The following is a 16,419-nucleotide window of genomic DNA, read 5'->3' as shown; positions in this document are numbered from 1 at the left end:
CCAAACTACCCGCTACCGCGACGTCACACCTGGCAGAATGCACAGCAGTTCAAACAACAGGTTGGCCGCTGTAAGCGCCGTATTCCCCGACGGATCGTAAGGCGGAGAGACTTCGACCAGATCGCAGCCGACCACATTCACGCCCGCCAAGGCATGGATCAGTTGCAGCGCCTGTGGCGTGGTCAACCCTCCGATCTCGGGCGTACCGGTGCCGGGGGCATAGGCCGGGTCCAGACTGTCTATGTCATAGGTGATATAGACCGGGTGATCGCCGATCGTCTTGCGGATTTGCGAGCCGATCTCGGTGAGGTTCTGCTGCCATAGCTCCCACGCGGGAAACTGGCGAAAGCCCCAATCCCTGGCCTCAGAAAAATCGCTGGCCGCATAGCCCGAACCGCGAATGCCGATCTGGAAGGTTTTGTCCGGTACGATGAGCCCCTCTTCGTAGGCGCGGCGAAAGACAGTGCCGTGAGTTTCACGCTCACCAAACATCTCGTCATTCACATCCGCATGGGCATCCACATGCACCAGCGCCACCGGCCCGTGCTTGGCCGCAATGGCGCGCAGGATCGGCAGTGCAATCGAGTGATCACCCCCCATCGCCACCGGAATCACGGCCTGATCAAGAATGGAATCGTAGCTTTCCTTGATGATCTTCAGGCTATCGGCCAGCGAAAAGGTGTTGATCGCCAGATCACCGATATCCGCGATCTGCAGGCTGTCGAACGGAGCTGCAGAATTGGCCATGTTGTAGGGCCGGATCATCGCGCTTTCGCTGCGGATTTGCTTTGGCCCGAACCGCGTGCCCGACCGCCAGGAGGTGCCGATATCCATTGGAATACCCAGAACGGCCACGTCCAGACCGGCCAGAGACTCCGCCTGCGGCAGACGCATGAACGTATTCGGCCCGGAAAACCGCGCCAGATCATTGCCGCTGATCGGTTGGTTAAAGTCAGTCATGCCCGTATGTCTCCCGTCCGGTCTTTTGGTTAACGTGATACCGGAAAGATGGCTAACCAAAGGTTAAGGCAGCAGCTTGTTCCACCCCAACAGGCAAATGATCTGCGTCGCCACATGCGCGCCTGCAATGGCCGTTGCGCCGGACGTGTCATAGGGCGGCGATACCTCGACCACGTCCCCGCCCTTGATGTTGATACCCGCGATGTCGCGCAGGATGATCTGCGTCTGGATTGAGGTCAAACCACCCCACACGGGCGTTCCCGTGCCGGGGGCAAAAGCCGGGTCCAGTCCATCGATGTCAAAGCTCAGGTAGACCGGGCTGTCGCCCAAAATGCCCTTGATCTTTTGCGCCACGGCGGCCGGGCCGGCCTCATAGACCTCGCGTGCATCAATGATGTTGACGCCCAGAGTGTCCTCGTTGGTCGTCCGTATACCCACCTGAACCGAGCGTTTCGGGTCCACAATCCCGGATTTCACCGCCTTGTAGAACATCGTCCCATGATCGACGCGCGACATGTCGTCGTCGGCCCATGTGTCGGTATGCGCATCGAATTGCAGCAGAGACATTGGCCCATATTTCTCGGCATAGGCTTTGAGGATCGGGAAGCTGATGTAGTGGTCGCCACCCAGCGTCACCGAGGCCACATCAGCGGCCAGAATCGTGCGGATATGATCGGTCAGCGTGTCGTGAAAGGCCGGGATGTTGGCGTAGTCATAGGCCATGTCGCCATAGTCTACGATGGCCAGCTCACTCAGCGCGTCAAACGGCCAGCCATAAGGTGCGTCCGGGGATTGCAAAGCGCTTGCCTCGCGGATCGCGCGCGGCCCAAGACGAGTGCCGGGGCGGTTGGTCACCGCCTGATCAAAGGGCACACCGGTCACGGCGATATCCACGCCCTTCAGCTCCTTGGTGTAGAGCCGTCGCAGGAACGAAGTCGCACCGCCAAAGGTGTTCTCAAATGACAAGCCTTTAAGATCAGGGTTGGTGAATGCCTCATCCACCTGATTTTTTGCGTCTTCCAGTGCCATGTCTTTCCCCCGTCAGCCCAGCGGCTGGGCCTTTTCGACGATCCGCGCGAAGAACGAAGCGCCAACAGGCGCGATCTCGTCGTTGAAATTGTATTTAGGATGGTGCAGTCCGGCCCCCTCGCCCTGCCCCAGAAACAGATACGCACCCGGTCGCGATTGCAGCATGTAGGAAAAATCCTCGGCCCCCATCTCGCGGCCCATATTACCGACCACGCGCTCGACCCCGGACACGTCGCGCGCCACCTCGGCGGCGAACCCGGCCTTTTCGCCGTCGTTGATCGTGGCCGGGTAGTTCTTTTCATAATCCAGCCGCGCTTCAACACCGTAAGAGGCCGCCTGCCCTTGCACGATCTGTTGCATCCGTTCGATCACCATCTGCTGGACGGTCGGATCAAAGGTGCGGACTGTGCCGTTGATGAAGGCAGTGTCTGGAATCACGTTGTTCACAGTCCCGGTGTGGATTTGCGTGACCGAGACGACCAGATCGTCCAGCGCATAGTGGTTGCGGCTAACGATGGTCTGGATCGCCTGCGCGATGCCACAGGCCGCCATCACCGGATCGCGTGTTTCATGCGGCATGGCACCATGGCCACCGACGCCCTGAATGTGGATCTCGAAGGTGTCCACTGCCGCCATGATCGGCCCCGGTGTCGTGTGAAAAGCGCCCTCGGGCAGGTTCGGCGCATTGTGCAGCGCGTAAACCTGAGAGATGTCGAACCGGTCCATGACCCCTTCTTCGACCATCACGCCTGCACCGCCGCCTTCCTCTTCGGCGGGTTGAAAGATCAGCGCCACGCGGCCGCGAAAATTCCGCGTCTCGGCCAGATAGCGCGCAGCACCCAGCAACATTGTGGTGTGCCCGTCGTGACCACAGGCATGCATCTTGCCCGGGTTGGTCGAGGCGTATTCCACCCCTGTCTCCTCGGGGATCGGCAGCGCATCCATATCGGCGCGCAGGCCAATCGTCGGTCCTTCGCCCTGCCCGTTGATGATGGCAACGATGCCGGTCTTGGCGATGCCTTCGTGCAGTTCATCCACTCCGAACTCTCGCAGACGGTCCGCTACGAATGCCGCCGTCTCATGACATTCGAACTCCAGCTCTGGGATCGAATGCAGGTGTTGGCGCCATGCGGCCATATCGGCTGAGTAATCGGCAATTCGGTTGACGACGGGCATCTGGGGTGGACTCCTGATCCTGACTGCGGAATGGATGCATCTGACACCGGAACGAAAGGGTTCGCAATGGCCGAAAATCCTCTGATCCATGACAGCGACGCAGGGATTGAGCGTTTGCTGGAAATCATGCGCCGCCTGCGCGATCCTGAAACGGGTTGCCCGTGGGACATCGAACAGGATTTTGCCACCATCGCCCCCTACACGATCGAAGAAGCCTATGAGGTCGCCGACGCCATCGAACGCGAGGCCTATGATGAGTTGAAGGGAGAGTTGGGCGACCTGCTGTTCCAGTCCGTCTTTCACGCGCAAATGGCCGAAGAGGCGGGGCATTTCACATTTCAGGACGTGGTCCGCACCATGTCGGACAAGATGGTTGCGCGGCACCCCCACGTGTTCGGCGACGAATCCCGCGACAAGTCGGCAGACCAGCAGACGGTGGATTGGGAAACCATCAAGGCGGCCGAACGCGCGGGCAAGGAACAGAAAGGTGCCTTGGACGGAGTTGCGGCCAACCTCCCTGCTCTGTTGCGCGCCCAAAAGCTGCAGAAACGCGCCGCGCGTGTGGGGTTCGATTGGCCGGATGCCAATCATGTGTTGGCCAAAATCACGGAAGAGGCCGCAGAATTGGAAGAAGCGCGCGACAAGATGGACGCGGACGCACTTGAGGATGAATTCGGCGATTTGCTGTTCGTGATGGTCAATCTGGGCCGCCATCTGGGTATCGAACCCGAGGCCGCCCTGCGCCGCACCAACGCCAAGTTCACCCGGCGTTTCGAACAGGTCGAGGCGCGCCTTGCTGACCGCGGCAAGACACCCGCACAAAGCGATCTGGCCGAGATGGATGCGCTGTGGGATGAGGTCAAAACCGAAGAACATCGCGCCAATGGCAAACTCCCGCCAGCGATGGTCACAACTGCACGGGGCGGCGCTTAATTCGGCTGGACAAGTGACGCGACACTTGCCAGTGTCCGCGCTTCAAGACCCCGGAGGCAAAGCATGGCACCGCGCAAGATCATCATCGACACCGACCCCGGGCAGGACGACGCCGTCGCCATCCTGCTGGCGCTGGCCAGCCCCGAAGAGATTGAGGTTTTGGGCATCACTGCCGTTGCCGGAAATGTGCCGCTGGAGCTGACCGCAAAGAACGCGCGGATTGTGTGCGAACTGGCCGGCCACACGCATATCCCGGTCTATGCCGGGTGCGACCGGCCGCTGAACAGGCCACTGGTCACGGCCGAGCATGTGCACGGGAAAACCGGCCTGGACGGCCCCGTGCTGCCTGACCCGGAGATGCCTCTGGCCGACGGCCATGCGGTCGACTTCATCATCGACACCCTGCGCGCGCATGAGCCGGGAACCGTCACGCTGTGCCCCCTCGGGCCGTTGACCAACATTGCCTCAGCCTTTCAGAAAGCGCCCGACATTGTTGACCGGGTGCGCGAGATCGTCCTGATGGGGGGCGCGTACTTTGAAGTGGGCAACATCACTCCGGCCGCCGAGTTCAACATTTACGTCGACCCCGAAGCCGCTGATATCGTTTTTAAATCCGGCGCACATATCGTTGTGATGCCCTTGGACGTGACCCATGATGCGCTGGTCACACCACATCGCAATGATGCGTTCCGGGCATTGGACAGCAAAGTTGGACATGCCGTAGCCGAGATGACCGATTTCTTCGAACGCTTCGACAAGGAAAAATACGGCTCGGAAGGAGCGCCGCTGCACGACCCCTGCGTCACCGCCTATCTGATCCGCCCCGAGCTGTTCTCGGGCCGCCACATCAATGTCGAGATCGAAACCCAGTCAGAATTGACATTGGGAATGACAGTGGCCGACTGGTGGCGGGTAACCGACCGCGCACCAAATGCCATGTTCATGGGTGACGTTGACGCCCAAGGTTTCTTCGACTTGCTGACCGAACGGTTGGCGCGACTATGAGCCTGCTGGAACCCGCCGATCCAAACTGGCCTGACGAGGCCCAGACCGAGATTCAACGCTGGCAGGACGCGAGCTTGCCGGGACTTTTGACAATCCACCACATTGGGTCGACGTCTGTCCCGGATCTGCTTGCCAAACCGGTAATCGATCTTTTGCCGGTATTTTCTGACATGGCCAACCTCGACGCTGCCCGCCTCACCATCGAGACTATGGGCTACGAATGGCTGGGGGAATTCGGGCTTCCGGGGCGTCGGTACGTCCGCATGGATGATCCGCAAACCGGCAAGCGCATCCTGCAGGCACATTGTTATGTGGACGGCTCTGCCGAAATCACCCGCCACCTCGCCTTTCGAGATGCGCTGCGCGCTGATCCGGCGCTGCGGGACACCTACGCTACCGTAAAATCTCGTTGCGCCGCCGCGCATCCTGACAACTATCACGCCTACGGCGATTGCAAATCCACATGGATACAGCAGACCGAGGCCCAAGCATTGGAAACATACAAATGAGCGCCGCCCTGCGTCTTGCCCGCCCCGAAGACCTGGACCGCCTTATGGGGTTGGTGACCGCCTTCCATACCGAAGCCGGGATCGCTCAGGATATGGACCAGACGCGCAGCGCTCTGACACCATTGCTGGACGGCATCCCCCACGGGTGCGTGTACCTGATTGGCCCGGGCCGCGCGCCGCTGGGCTATGTCATTCTGACCTTTGGCTGGTCGGTCGAATTCGGCGGCATGGACGGTTTCGTGGACGAGATATACATCCGCCCTGCCGTCCGCGGCCGCGGTATCGCCACCGAGGTACTGCTGGATCTGCCCAAAGCCCTAGCCGAGGCTGGCCTGACCGCCCTGCATCTAGAAGTCGACCGCACCAATGAAGCCGCGCAGAAGCTTTATCTGCGCACTGGCTTCAAACCGCGCGATCGCTATACGCTTATGAGCCGAAAGCTCTGATTAAAGAACAAGCTTACCGGCGTTGTCACCGGTGCCCCCCCAACGAAAACCTTAACGGGCTTCTCCGCGGTACATGTACGTGGGCGATTCCATATTCCGAACCGGGTCATTTGCGGAAACCGGATCACCGGTGATCGGATAAGTGCCCGGCCCTGCACAGGCCGCCAGAAGAACAGTGCTGATCACTGAAGCTACGAGAAGGAATTTCGAACCAGTCATGGCGTGCTCCTTTCTGTAATGCAGGCACATTACGCGACACCGGGAGCGGTCAAATAGGTAAAAGTTCACACATAAGGATATTTATGACGGCAATTTTTTGCCAAAACACAGTTTCCCAAAGAATAACAATGGGAACAGCTGAAAATTAAATTTCGGCTTTTTTACTTTTCCGCTTTCTTCGAGGTCAGTTTCATTTCGAAAAACAGCAGATGACCGTCGGCGACTTCAGGAACTTCGGAATAGGAATCGCGCAACTGAAACCCCATCGAAAGGTACAGACGCCTCGCCGCCTCCAGAGGTTTGCCGGTGTCCATGCGGATATAGTCGTACCCCTGGGCCCTGCACGCGTCGATCAGGGACTGCATGATCGCGAACCCTGCACCCGTACCGCGGGCGTCCTCGGTCACAAACACGCGCTTGATTTCGGCGACACCCGGCTCGATCGTATGGAACATCCCGCATCCCACGGGCTTACCATCCTTCAAAGCAAGACGGGTTGCGCCATTCGGATGGCAGTGAATGACTTCTATGTCCTCCATCACGCGTGCGTATTTTTCTTGCGAGTATAGAGTATGAACAATGCATCTGGATCTTTCGTCCAACGTCAGCAGGAAATCCCGGTAGTCCCAGCACAATCGCCGGACAGCATCGAAGTGCTCCGGTGTTTTTGGCTCAATAACTTTTAGCAAAACGAAATCCTCGAATGAAATTGAGACTCAGCTTAGACGGAGAGCGTCGGTTGGGAAAGATCACACCCATAGTTTTTGACGTGTCGTAAAATGGACTGATCGGCTCGACTGTTTTGCCTCAGGCAACTGCTATTGGGAGCTACTCCTCAACTCACGCGAAACTAGAAATACTGACGTAGAAGTCCGGGACGTTCTTCGCCGGACAGTTTTGTCTGTCGAACTGCCCTGAACGTTCATCTGATCCGTCAGGTACTCGCCCTGAACAAAAATCACCTCAGTGCCAGCCCGCGCTGCATATTCTCACTCCGCCTCGGTGGGCAGGCGATAAACCGGCGCACCCATTTTCCATGCGCCAAATGGTCACTTCGTCTCCGCCCATTGCAGCTGGGGTAACGACCGATACCGGATGTATGGGCCGTTAATGAATCGCGCTACTCGGCTCATCCTGTGTTGCTCACCCGCAAGCAATCGAATGCATGGTGAACGACTGAACTATCCCAAGTGTCTTCTGGACGTCGACTTAACCGTGCACCTCAACTGAGGGGACGGTTAAGAGTTCAAAAAAAACCGGCCCTTGTGGCAAGGACCGGTCCAGAAAATTCGACACGAGGCTGGTTAGCGCTTCAGGATTGATACGCCTGCGTACTCCGCGACCTCACCCAGTGATTCCTCGATGCGGATCAGCTGGTTGTACTTGGCCAGACGGTCCGACCGCGCCAGCGATCCGGTCTTGATCTGACCACAGTTGGTCGCAACCGCCAGATCGGCAATGGTGGCGTCCTCGGTCTCGCCCGAGCGGTGCGACATGACATTGGTGTAACGCGCGCGGTGCGCCATATCGACGGCACGCAGGGTCTCGGTCAGCGAGCCGATCTGGTTGACCTTGACCAGCATCGAGTTCGCACAGCCACGCTCGATCCCTTCGGCCAGACGTGCCGGGTTGGTCACGAACAGGTCGTCGCCGACCAGTTGCACCTTGTCACCGATAGCGTCGGTCAGGGCCTTCCAGCCGCCCCAGTCATCCTCGGACATCCCGTCTTCGATCGAGATGATCGGGTAGTCCTTGACCAGAGCGGCCAGATACTCGGCGTTTTCCTCGGAAGTCAGCGAGATATTCTCACCCGACAGGACGTACTTGCCGTCCTTGTAATATTCGGTGGCGGCGCAATCCAGCGCCAGGTGGATCTCTTCGCCCGGCTTGTAGCCCGCCTTTTCGATGGACTGCAGGATGAAGTCCAGCGCCTCGCGGGTGGATGCGATGTTTGGGGCAAAACCGCCCTCGTCACCGACACCGGTGGCCAGACCTGCCGCCGACAGTTCACGCTTCAGTGTGTGAAAGACCTCGGAACCCATGCGCACGGCTTCGCGGATATTCGCGGCCGAAGTCGGCATGATCATGAATTCCTGAATGTCGATCGGGTTGTCTGCGTGTTCGCCGCCGTTGATGATGTTCATCATCGGAACCGGCAGAACACGGGCCGAGGTGCCGCCGACATAGCGATACAGAGGTTGCGTGGTGAAATCCGCTGCAGCCTTGGCGGTTGCCAGCGACACACCCAGAATGGCGTTTGCGCCCAGACGGCTTTTGTTCTCGGTCCCGTCCAGTTCGATCATTGCGCCATCGATGGCCACCTGTTCGGTCGCGTCATAGCCCACCAGCTCTTCCGCGATCTCACCGTTCACGGCGGCGACTGCCTCTAGCACGCCCTTGCCCATGTAACGCGATTTGTCGCCGTCGCGCTTTTCAACGGCTTCATAGGCGCCGGTCGATGCGCCCGAGGGAACGGCCGCACGACCCATGGTTCCGTCTTCCAGGATCACGTCCACTTCGACGGTAGGATTGCCCCGGCTGTCCAGGATTTCGCGTGCGTGGATGTCGATGATTGTGCTCATGAGGCCCGTCCCTATGGCTGCATTTGGTTGCATGCCTCATAGCATCACCGGGCCAAAAGTAAACCGGCCATGTTATCGCTAACACGCATATTCCCTGCACTTTAGGGCTAACAGTTTCCTGTTTGCGCCAACGTGCGACGATCCGTCAGGCCGCAACTGCCAGTTCGCGCGCCAACCGGCGCTCGCGGAGAAAGGTGTACATACCAGAGCCGAGGATCAGCGCGGCCCCCGCCACCGTCATCAGATCAGGGCGTTCACCGAACATCAGCATCCCGGCCGCGATAGAAAACACAAGGCGCGTGTACCGGAACGGCGTCAGGGCCGAAGCCTCTCCGATCCGCATCGCCGTCACGATGCCGTAATAGCCAAGAACGCCAAAGCCGATTGCGCCCAGATACGGGCCAACCTGCGTGGTCTGGAGCGGAACGACGGGCTGCGCAAAAAACACCATCAGGACCGCGCCTGCGATCGCCACGGCAATGTAGGCCTGCAGTGCGACAACGGATGAGGCCACGCGGACGTCCAGCTTGCGTGTGATCAGGTCACGTGCAGCAATTGCAACCACGGTGGCCACGACAAACAGCGACTCGGGCTGAAACCCTTCCAGACCGGGCCGAATAATCATCAGGACACCAATAAAGCCGACCCCGATGGCGCTCCACCGTCGCCAGCCAACGTGTTCCCCCAGAAACAGCGCGGCCCCCATGGTCACGGCGAGTGGCATGGCCTGAAAGACAGCGGCGACCGTGGACAGCTCGACCAGAGACAGCGCGGTGACAAAGGTTAGCGCCCCAACCGCTTCGGCTCCGGCGCGGGCCAATGGCAGGGGTTGCCAGGCGACGGGGTCAAAGATGCGTTTGCGGGTAGCCAACGACATCACCACAAACACCAGTCCACAGAACAGACCCAGCACGATCATGATTTGACCGGTCGATACACTGGTCGACAAATGCTTGATGAACATGTCCTCAAGCGAAAAGGCCGCCATCGACCCAATGATCAGCAAAATGCCGTTTACGTTGTTCATGCGCGTGTCCGTTGGAATGGGCTGTAAAATCTGCGCCCTTGAGTCACCAAAACCGAAACATTCGCGACGCCGCAAGCAATATTGCGACATGATTGATGAATTGCCGTGCGGCAACCAATCGCGTTTCGTGATGAATCAGTCCTGTTCCAGCGGAACGCCGTACAGTTCCAGCCGGTGCCCTTTCAGCTTATAGCCAAGCTTCGCAGCGATTTTTTCCTGCAGAGCCTCGATCTCAGGGTCGACGAATTCGATCACCTCACCCGATTGCATATCGATCAGGTGGTCGTGGTGATCGCGTTCGGCATCCTCATAGCGCGCGCGTCCGTCGCCGAATTCCAGCCGTTCGAGAATCCCTGCCTCTTCGAACAGCTTCACGGTGCGATAGACAGTGGCGATGGAAATGCCCGAATCCACTTTCGAGGCACGGGTATACAGCTCCTCTACATCCGGGTGATCTTCGCTTTGCTGCAACACCTGCGCAATTGTGCGGCGCTGACCCGTCATGCGCAGACCTTTAGCTTCACAACGGGCGATGATCGTATCGGACATGGTGACCCTCAGAGTAGTTCGGGTTTCTGTCTTAATACGTCTGCGCGGCTGGCGCCACAGGGGAAATGCGCCTAACCCTCGCGGCGCAGGTCGGCCCATATCGGCAGGTGGTCCGACGCGATATGAGCAGGCCGTGTGTCGTGCACCCCATGGAGAACCGCCTCAAGCCCGTCGCCCAGCGCAATGCGGTCCAGAGCCCCCAGCGGCTGTGCGGCAGGGTAACTTGGGACCGGCGGTAAAAAGCGCATGTCGGGCGCGAGATGGTCGAGCACAGGCTGCCGCGACCATTCGTTGAAATCCCCAGCCCAGACGGTAGGCATCTGATCCAGATCCTCATCGCAGCGCCGAATGTGGTGGATCTGCTGTCGTCGGGATGCGGGCAACAGTCCAAGATGCATCCCCATCACCCGTAGCGGCCCGATTTGGGTATCGAACTCAACCCGCACGGCCCCTCTGGGTTCCAGCCCCGGCAGGTCGTGATGTCCGGTCTGCCGAACACCGATTCTGTCCCCGCGCCAGATTACCGCGTTGCCGTGCCACCCCAGACTACCGGCACCGCCAAGATCGACGATTTCCCAACCGGCCTCGTCCAGCATGAAATGCGGCAGGGCAGCGGGTCTGGGTGGCAGACGCTTGTCGGCCTCTTGCAGCACGACGATATCGGCCTGCATGCTTTCGATGACCTGCATGATGCGCTGCGGCTGACGGCGAAAGTCAAGCCCGACGCATTTCTGGATGTTGTAGCTTGCAATCCGCAGGGTTGAATGAGGCGACATAGGCTTCCGATCAAATCACTGATGCTTAAAGTGCCACGCTGGTGGCCGGGTGCAACCCCTCAGCCCTAATGGTGCGCAAGGAAACGTGGTTCCCCTTGCTCGTCTTGCCCCAAATTTGGGCACCAACGCGGGGCGCGCCTGATCGCGACGGCGTTCCTTGATCAGCGACATCCGAATAGCGTATCCCGACGACGAACAGCTTCTCACACGCGAAAAGCGACAACAGGCGGCCCCTGATCACCCGGAGAACAAATGGTTTCCAGCGAAACAGCTATAAACAGCAGAACCTGGGCCAGTATCGTTCTGGTGATCGGCGGGATGATGTGGGGCCTTTATTGGATTCCCGTGCGGTTCTTCTATGATCTGGGCCTCACCGGACCGTGGCCAGGGATTGCGATGTACAGTGCTGCATTGCTTGGGCTTGTCCCGTTCGTCTGGAAAGAGCGGCAGGCGCTGGCCCGGCAATGGCGCGATCTGGTGTTCAGCGGGATGTTCACCGGAGCGGCATTCAGCCTCTATTCGATCAGCCTTGTCTACACGGACGTCGTGCGGTCGATCCTTCTGTTTTACCTCACACCGATTTGGGGCACGATTCTGGGGCTGATCTTCCTGGGTGAGCGCCTTGGGCTGGGGCGGATAGCTGGCCTTGTCTGCGGGGTCGGCGGGTTGTTCGTAGTCCTTGGCGGTTCGAACTTTGTCCCCTGGCCTCAGAACATCGGCGACTGGCTGGCGCTGGCGTCCGGTATGTGCTGGGCGCTGGGCACCTTGGGCTTGTACCGGACCAGTTCGATCTCTGCTTCGGGACAAGTGTTTGCCTTTGTGATGGGCGCGCTCATTCTGTCTTTGGTCAGTTTGACTGTGCTTCCGGAACCGGCCCTGCCGAAACTCGCCAAAGCAGATTTCCTCTGGACCCTGCAATTCGTGCTTTTATCTGCATTCTACACGTTGCCCATGGTATTCATGACCATCTGGCCGGCAACCAAGCTGTCCCCTGCCCGTGTTGGCCTTTTGCTCATGAGCGAAGTGGTCGTCGGTCTGGCCTCGGCCGCAGCATTCGCGGGCGAACCGTTCGGCTTGCGCGAATTGGTGGGCGCAATCCTAATCGTCAGCGCCGCCGTGCTGGAAATCGTACGGGACTAGCCGCCTCCACCTTCGGCGATCAACTGCCATGCCTGACGCAAGTGTTGGCCTATCCCATTCGAACGTTTATCTGTTCCGGTGTTTGATGCCAAATCAGGACGTTACGAAATGACGACGCCCAGCGTGGACCGCAGAAAACAGCTCGAAGGCCGATCGCTGATCGTGGCCATGATCGGCAACCTCTTTATGGGCGCGGCAGGTATCCTTGCGGGCGTGTTGTCCAACTCCAATGCCATCATGATGGACGGCCTGTTCTCGTTAGTCGGTTTTGGGTCGGCGTTTCTGGGGCGGCGGATAAGCCTTCGCATCGATGCCGGCCCCGATAAACGTCGGCCGTTCGGTTATGCGGCGGATGAGGCGATTTTCTCTACCTTCCGTTCGTTGTCCCTGTTGGGGCTGGTTCTGTTTGCAATCTCGAACGCAGCCAAGAACATCTACGTCTATTACAACGGGATGATGCCCGAGCCGCTGATTTTCGGCCCGATGTTCATTTATTTCGCCGTAATCGGTCTGACCTGCGTTCTGCTTTGGGCATTTCACTATTTCACCTGGAGGCATACCGGCAAGACCAGCGCAATCCTGCGGCTGGAGGCGAAAGCTGCAATGTTCGACAGCTTGTTCACCGCCGCCGCGGCATTTGGCCTGGGTGCAATCTACCTGTTCCGCGACGGAGCGCTGTCAGCCATCGCCCCCGTCGGCGACTCGATCATCGTTCTGTTCCTGTGTCTGCTGGCCATCGGCTCATATCTGCGCGACTTTCGCGGCGGTTTGGGAGAGCTGGCCAATGCGACTGCAAGCCCCGAACTTCTCGCCGCTGCCCGGCGCGCCCTGCGCCCGGCAATCGCCGAAGACGGTGGCGCATTGCGGGACATGTCCGTGATCAAACAAGGCCGGGCCATCACAATAGCTGTCTACTATGACCCCCTCCGCGCCATCACCGCTGACGAGGTAGACACCCTGAACCTGCGCATGGTTCGGGATGCGCGTAAGGCAATTGACGGGGCGGATGTCTACTTGATGATCTCGCAATACGCGCGGCGCTGGCCAGACGAAATCAATCCCTATCGGGACGACGCCTGACCCTCAGGTCCCGCAGAACGTGGCGTGGACAATCTCGCTGTCGGTGGGCGGGCGTGTCAGGTCGACCGCATCTGACTGATCCTCATAGGGCCGCGACAGTACCGTGTTCAGCCTGTGGAACGGCTCATAGTCGCCCTGAACAGCGGCTTGGATCATCTGCTCAACCCGGTGGTTACGCGGGATGAAGGCCGGATTTGCGGCAGTCATGACGGCAGTTGGATCCTGTTCGCGCCCAAGCCGCGCGCGCCAACCGTCGGACCAGTCGTCAAAGGCCGCAGGATCGGTGAACTGATCACGTGCGGAATCGCCCGCCAGCGCATAGAAGGTGTTGGTGAAATCGGATTGGTTCTGCGCCATGCGCGTCAGCAGGTCCGAGATCAGCTCAAGATCGCCCTCTTCCTCTGTCGCCAAGCCGATCTTGGCCCGGAACCGCCGTAGCCAGTTCTCCTGCATCTTTCCGGGCATGGCGTGCACAATCTCTGTGGCTTCTTCCACAGCGGCTTCTTTGTTGTCCATCTGCTGGATCAGGGCCGTCGCAAACTGCGCCACATTCCAGACTGCAATGTCAGGCTGGTTGGAATAGGCATACCGCCCCATCCGGTCGATAGAGCTGTAGACTGTGTTCGGGTGATAGCTGTCCATGAAGGCGCAGGGCCCATAGTCGATCGTCTCACCCGCAATCGAGCAATTGTCGGTATTCATCACCCCATGGATGAAGCCGACGCTCATCCAAGCCGCGATCAGCCGCGATTGCGCGTCTACAACTCCGCGCAACAATCCCATGGGCCCATCCGCATCGGGATAATGGCGCTGGATGGCGTAGTCGGTCAGGCGCTGCAGGCTGTCCAACTGGCCTCGCGCTGCGAAAACCTGAAACGTGCCGACACGCAGGTGGCTCTGCGCCACACGGGTCAGAACGGCACCCGGCATTGGGCCTTCACGCAGAACGATCTCTCCGGTCTCTACCGCAGCCAGCGCACGGGTCGTCGGGATGGCCAGCGCGTGCATCGCCTCGGAAACCACGTATTCACGCAGCACCGGCCCCAGCCATGCTCGCCCGTCGCCCTGACGGCTGAACGGTGTTGGCCCTGAACCTTTCAATTGGATATCCCGGCGAATGCCATCCGCCCCAACCGTTTCCCCCAACAAAACGGCACGCCCATCCCCAAGCTGAGGGTTGTAGTTGCCAAACTGATGCCCGGAATATAGCTGTGCAATCGGCTCGGCCCCTTCAGGAAGCGTATTCCCGGCAAAGGTTTCGGCCATCTCTTCCACGTCCCCCGGCGCGACCTTCAGAATCTTGGCCAAATCGGCATTGAACGCAATCAGTCGTGGCGCGCGTACCGGGACTGGCGCCTGCCGTGCATAAAAGCTGTTGGGAAGGCGGGCGTAGCTGTTGTCAAAGGGGATCGTCAGGGTCATGCGGCAAACATATTCCTTACATGCACGAATACCATAGCGGATCGCGCAATCCCGTGCATAATCACTCCGAATGACGAGAGACTCCATGACAGCACAACAGATCATCGACCACCTGAAACTGGAACAACACCCCGAGGGTGGCTGGTTCCGCGAAACATGGCGCGCGGATAACGAGGGCCGTGCCACAGGTACGTGTATCTACTTCCTGCTGGCCGAGGGTGAAAGCAGCCACTGGCACCGCGTCGACGCGACCGAGATCTGGCTGTACCACGCAGGCGCGCCCCTGATCTTGTCGCTGAGCGCTACTGATGACGGCCCCGCCACCGACCATCTGCTGACCCCGGACCTGTCAGAAGGTGCACCGCAACTGATTGTGCCCAAGAACCACTGGCAAGCGGCGCGCTCGACGGGGGAGTACACGCTGGTCAGTTGCACCGTTTCCCCCGGCTTTCAGTTTGAGGGCTTCGAACTCGCCGCGCCAGAGTTCGACATAGCTAGGGGCTAATCCATGGATCACCGCGCCCTCATAGCGTCGCTGCCCCCCGAGGCCAAAGACAGATTGCAACAGCGCGCTGACACGGCAGGTCTGCGGCACTTGGGGGGCTACCTGACGCTCTTGGTCCTGACCAGCACTGGAATTGCCCTGCAAGTCCCTCTGTGGCCGTTGCTGATCCTGCCGCAAGGTGTGCTGTTGGTGTTTTTCTTCACACTCAGCCACGAATGTACCCACAAAACCCCGTTCAAGACCAGCTGGCTGAACGACGCCGTCGGACATCTGGTATCCGTTCCGATCGCCCTGCCTTTTACATGGTTCCGGTACTTTCACCTGGCCCACCACAAATGGACGAACCACCCGGAAAAAGATCCTGAGTTGGGCGGCAAGCCAAGACCGGACAATTGGCTGAGCCTACTGATCTACCTGACCGGCTGGCACTACTGGAATGGGATGACGATCGTTCTGTTCCAAAACGCGTTCGGCCGCGTCGACGCCCCGTACCTACCTGCGCGCCAGCATAAAGCGATGCGCATCGAGGCCCGAGTACTTCTGACGATCTATGCAGCTGCGGCGATCAGCCTGTTCTTCTTTCCACTGCTGTTCTGGGTCTGGATTTTGCCGGTGCTGGTCGGGCAGCCATTCCTGCGCCTTTACCTTCTGGCGGAACACGGATTGTGCCCCCCTGTCGCCAACATGCTCGAGAACTCACGCACAACATTCACCAATCGGATTGTCCGCTTTGTTGCTTGGAACATGCCTTACCACGCCGAACACCACGCCTTTCCGAATGTCCCGTTCCATCAACTTCCAGCGCTGCATCGCTGGACACGGGAACATCTGAAATCGACTTCGGACGGATACTCCCAGTTTACAAGTAGTTATGTACGCAGCGTGAATCACCAATCATTCAGCTAGTTGGTTACGGAAAGGCTGCTTTGAGCCTTATTTTGTTCTCTAATCTGTCAATGTTCGTTTTCACTTTTGTGTTTTTCTGACGTCTGAGGTTGCCTTGGTTGTCTTCGAGCTCGCGGGCTCATAATGGGGTTGGCTGGGTGTGGATCGGCAAGGTT

Annotated in this window: 18 protein-coding genes; 8 read left to right on the top strand and 10 right to left on the bottom strand. The window is 59.1% G+C overall.

Features of this window, described 5'->3' with window-relative positions:
* Positions 1 to 12: 12 nt before the first annotated feature.
* The 3 genes from speB (MHN28_RS00090) to MHN28_RS00080 all read right to left on the bottom strand — a co-directional run bounded on the left by speB (MHN28_RS00090) (position 13) and on the right by MHN28_RS00080 (position 3,165).
* On the bottom strand, positions 13 to 960 hold the full coding sequence (gene speB, locus MHN28_RS00090; RefSeq protein WP_239334719.1) for an agmatinase: 948 nt from the start codon (positions 958 to 960) through the stop codon (positions 13 to 15).
* Between the two features lie 63 nt (positions 961 to 1,023).
* Entirely contained in the window at positions 1,024 to 1,989 is a 966-nt protein-coding gene (gene speB / locus MHN28_RS00085; protein WP_239334717.1) for an agmatinase, read from the bottom strand.
* A 12-nt stretch (positions 1,990 to 2,001) separates the two neighbouring features.
* Complete coding sequence (locus MHN28_RS00080) at positions 2,002 to 3,165, bottom strand: M20 aminoacylase family protein (protein ID WP_239334715.1); 1,164 nt, start codon at positions 3,163 to 3,165, stop codon at positions 2,002 to 2,004.
* A 66-nt stretch (positions 3,166 to 3,231) separates the two neighbouring features.
* On the opposite strand from MHN28_RS00080, the gene mazG reads away from it, so the two are divergent.
* The 4 genes from mazG (at position 3,232) to MHN28_RS00060 (ending at position 6,058) form a co-directional block, all read left to right on the top strand.
* Positions 3,232 to 4,098: a nucleoside triphosphate pyrophosphohydrolase gene (mazG, locus tag MHN28_RS00075; RefSeq protein WP_239335680.1), complete on the top strand. Its 867-nt coding sequence runs from the start codon at positions 3,232 to 3,234 to the stop codon at positions 4,096 to 4,098.
* Positions 4,099 to 4,161: 63 nt separating this feature from the next.
* Positions 4,162 to 5,103 carry a nucleoside hydrolase gene (locus MHN28_RS00070; RefSeq protein ID WP_239334713.1) on the top strand — a complete coding sequence of 314 codons (942 nt, stop codon included), beginning with the start codon at positions 4,162 to 4,164 and terminating at the stop codon, positions 5,101 to 5,103.
* Complete coding sequence (locus MHN28_RS00065; protein ID WP_239334703.1) at positions 5,100 to 5,612, top strand: GrpB family protein; 513 nt, start codon at positions 5,100 to 5,102, stop codon at positions 5,610 to 5,612. The genes MHN28_RS00070 and MHN28_RS00065 overlap by 4 nt, the downstream gene beginning before the upstream one ends.
* Positions 5,609 to 6,058, top strand: a complete 450-nt coding sequence (locus MHN28_RS00060) for an N-acetyltransferase (protein WP_239334701.1) — start codon at positions 5,609 to 5,611, stop codon at positions 6,056 to 6,058. Before MHN28_RS00065 ends, MHN28_RS00060 begins: the two co-directional genes overlap by 4 nt.
* Positions 6,059 to 6,109: 51 nt before the next feature.
* Here the strand turns inward: MHN28_RS00060 and MHN28_RS00055 are convergent, their stop codons facing one another.
* The 6 genes from MHN28_RS00055 to MHN28_RS00030 all read right to left on the bottom strand — a co-directional run bounded on the left by MHN28_RS00055 (position 6,110) and on the right by MHN28_RS00030 (position 11,211).
* A complete protein-coding gene (locus tag MHN28_RS00055) occupies positions 6,110 to 6,277 on the bottom strand; it encodes a hypothetical protein (protein WP_239334699.1) in 168 nt (55 codons plus the stop codon).
* Positions 6,278 to 6,438: 161 nt separating this feature from the next.
* Positions 6,439 to 6,966 carry a GNAT family N-acetyltransferase gene (locus tag MHN28_RS00050; RefSeq protein WP_239334697.1) on the bottom strand — a complete coding sequence of 176 codons (528 nt, stop codon included), beginning with the start codon at positions 6,964 to 6,966 and terminating at the stop codon, positions 6,439 to 6,441.
* 615 nt (positions 6,967 to 7,581) lie between these two features.
* Positions 7,582 to 8,859 (bottom strand): phosphopyruvate hydratase, encoded by a 1,278-nt coding sequence (gene eno, locus MHN28_RS00045; protein WP_239334687.1) that lies wholly within the window; start codon positions 8,857 to 8,859, stop codon positions 7,582 to 7,584.
* 145 nt (positions 8,860 to 9,004) lie between these two features.
* Positions 9,005 to 9,886 (bottom strand): DMT family transporter, encoded by an 882-nt coding sequence (locus MHN28_RS00040; protein ID WP_239334685.1) that lies wholly within the window; start codon positions 9,884 to 9,886, stop codon positions 9,005 to 9,007.
* Between the two features lie 135 nt (positions 9,887 to 10,021).
* Complete coding sequence (locus MHN28_RS00035) at positions 10,022 to 10,435, bottom strand: Fur family transcriptional regulator (RefSeq protein ID WP_239334683.1); 414 nt, start codon at positions 10,433 to 10,435, stop codon at positions 10,022 to 10,024.
* Positions 10,436 to 10,506: 71 nt separating this feature from the next.
* Positions 10,507 to 11,211, bottom strand: a complete 705-nt coding sequence (locus tag MHN28_RS00030; protein ID WP_239334681.1) for an endonuclease/exonuclease/phosphatase family protein — start codon at positions 11,209 to 11,211, stop codon at positions 10,507 to 10,509.
* Positions 11,212 to 11,463: 252 nt separating this feature from the next.
* Here MHN28_RS00030 and MHN28_RS00025 point away from each other — a divergent pair, with 252 nt between their 5' ends.
* Together MHN28_RS00025 and MHN28_RS00020 are read left to right on the top strand one after the other, a co-directional pair.
* Entirely contained in the window at positions 11,464 to 12,351 is an 888-nt protein-coding gene (locus MHN28_RS00025; protein ID WP_239334679.1) for a DMT family transporter, read from the top strand.
* 108 nt (positions 12,352 to 12,459) lie between these two features.
* Positions 12,460 to 13,431, top strand: coding sequence for a cation transporter (locus MHN28_RS00020; RefSeq protein ID WP_239334677.1), 972 nt, complete (start codon positions 12,460 to 12,462; stop codon positions 13,429 to 13,431).
* 3 nt (positions 13,432 to 13,434) lie between these two features.
* On the opposite strand, the gene MHN28_RS00015 is transcribed toward MHN28_RS00020, so the two are convergent.
* The gene (locus MHN28_RS00015) at positions 13,435 to 14,853 is read right to left on the bottom strand and encodes a YdiU family protein (protein ID WP_239334675.1); all 1,419 of its coding nucleotides are present in this window, start codon (positions 14,851 to 14,853) and stop codon (positions 13,435 to 13,437) included.
* An 85-nt stretch (positions 14,854 to 14,938) separates the two neighbouring features.
* On the opposite strand from MHN28_RS00015, the gene MHN28_RS00010 reads away from it, so the two are divergent.
* Together MHN28_RS00010 and MHN28_RS00005 are read left to right on the top strand one after the other, a co-directional pair.
* Positions 14,939 to 15,358: a cupin domain-containing protein gene (locus MHN28_RS00010; RefSeq protein ID WP_239334673.1), complete on the top strand. Its 420-nt coding sequence runs from the start codon at positions 14,939 to 14,941 to the stop codon at positions 15,356 to 15,358.
* A gap of 3 nt (positions 15,359 to 15,361) precedes the next feature.
* A complete protein-coding gene (locus tag MHN28_RS00005; RefSeq protein WP_239334671.1) occupies positions 15,362 to 16,264 on the top strand; it encodes a fatty acid desaturase in 903 nt (300 codons plus the stop codon).
* The last annotated feature ends 155 nt before the right edge of the window (positions 16,265 to 16,419 follow it).

Source organism: Ruegeria sp. Ofav3-42, assembly GCF_022347725.1.
GTDB lineage: Bacteria > Pseudomonadota > Alphaproteobacteria > Rhodobacterales > Rhodobacteraceae > Ruegeria.
This window is presented reverse-complemented; position numbering and strand designations above follow the sequence as displayed.

Excerpts from the sequence above, each read along its gene's own strand:
- speB (WP_239334719.1), bottom strand. The coding sequence starts at position 960 with ATGACTGACTTTAACCAACCGATCAGCGGCAATGATCTGGCGCGGTTT.
- speB (WP_239334717.1), bottom strand. The coding sequence starts at position 1,989 with ATGGCACTGGAAGACGCAAAAAATCAGGTGGATGAGGCATTCACCAAC.
- MHN28_RS00080 (WP_239334715.1), bottom strand. The coding sequence starts at position 3,165 with ATGCCCGTCGTCAACCGAATTGCCGATTACTCAGCCGATATGGCCGCA.
- mazG (WP_239335680.1), top strand. The coding sequence starts at position 3,232 with ATGGCCGAAAATCCTCTGATCCATGACAGCGACGCAGGGATTGAGCGT.
- MHN28_RS00070 (WP_239334713.1), top strand. The coding sequence starts at position 4,162 with ATGGCACCGCGCAAGATCATCATCGACACCGACCCCGGGCAGGACGAC.
- MHN28_RS00065 (WP_239334703.1), top strand. The coding sequence starts at position 5,100 with ATGAGCCTGCTGGAACCCGCCGATCCAAACTGGCCTGACGAGGCCCAG.
- MHN28_RS00060 (WP_239334701.1), top strand. The coding sequence starts at position 5,609 with ATGAGCGCCGCCCTGCGTCTTGCCCGCCCCGAAGACCTGGACCGCCTT.
- MHN28_RS00055 (WP_239334699.1), bottom strand. The coding sequence starts at position 6,277 with ATGACTGGTTCGAAATTCCTTCTCGTAGCTTCAGTGATCAGCACTGTT.
- eno (WP_239334687.1), bottom strand. The coding sequence starts at position 8,859 with ATGAGCACAATCATCGACATCCACGCACGCGAAATCCTGGACAGCCGG.
- MHN28_RS00040 (WP_239334685.1), bottom strand. The coding sequence starts at position 9,886 with ATGAACAACGTAAACGGCATTTTGCTGATCATTGGGTCGATGGCGGCC.
- MHN28_RS00035 (WP_239334683.1), bottom strand. The coding sequence starts at position 10,435 with ATGTCCGATACGATCATCGCCCGTTGTGAAGCTAAAGGTCTGCGCATG.
- MHN28_RS00030 (WP_239334681.1), bottom strand. The coding sequence starts at position 11,211 with ATGTCGCCTCATTCAACCCTGCGGATTGCAAGCTACAACATCCAGAAA.
- MHN28_RS00025 (WP_239334679.1), top strand. The coding sequence starts at position 11,464 with ATGGTTTCCAGCGAAACAGCTATAAACAGCAGAACCTGGGCCAGTATC.
- MHN28_RS00020 (WP_239334677.1), top strand. The coding sequence starts at position 12,460 with ATGACGACGCCCAGCGTGGACCGCAGAAAACAGCTCGAAGGCCGATCG.
- MHN28_RS00015 (WP_239334675.1), bottom strand. The coding sequence starts at position 14,853 with ATGACCCTGACGATCCCCTTTGACAACAGCTACGCCCGCCTTCCCAAC.
- MHN28_RS00010 (WP_239334673.1), top strand. The coding sequence starts at position 14,939 with ATGACAGCACAACAGATCATCGACCACCTGAAACTGGAACAACACCCC.
- MHN28_RS00005 (WP_239334671.1), top strand. The coding sequence starts at position 15,362 with ATGGATCACCGCGCCCTCATAGCGTCGCTGCCCCCCGAGGCCAAAGAC.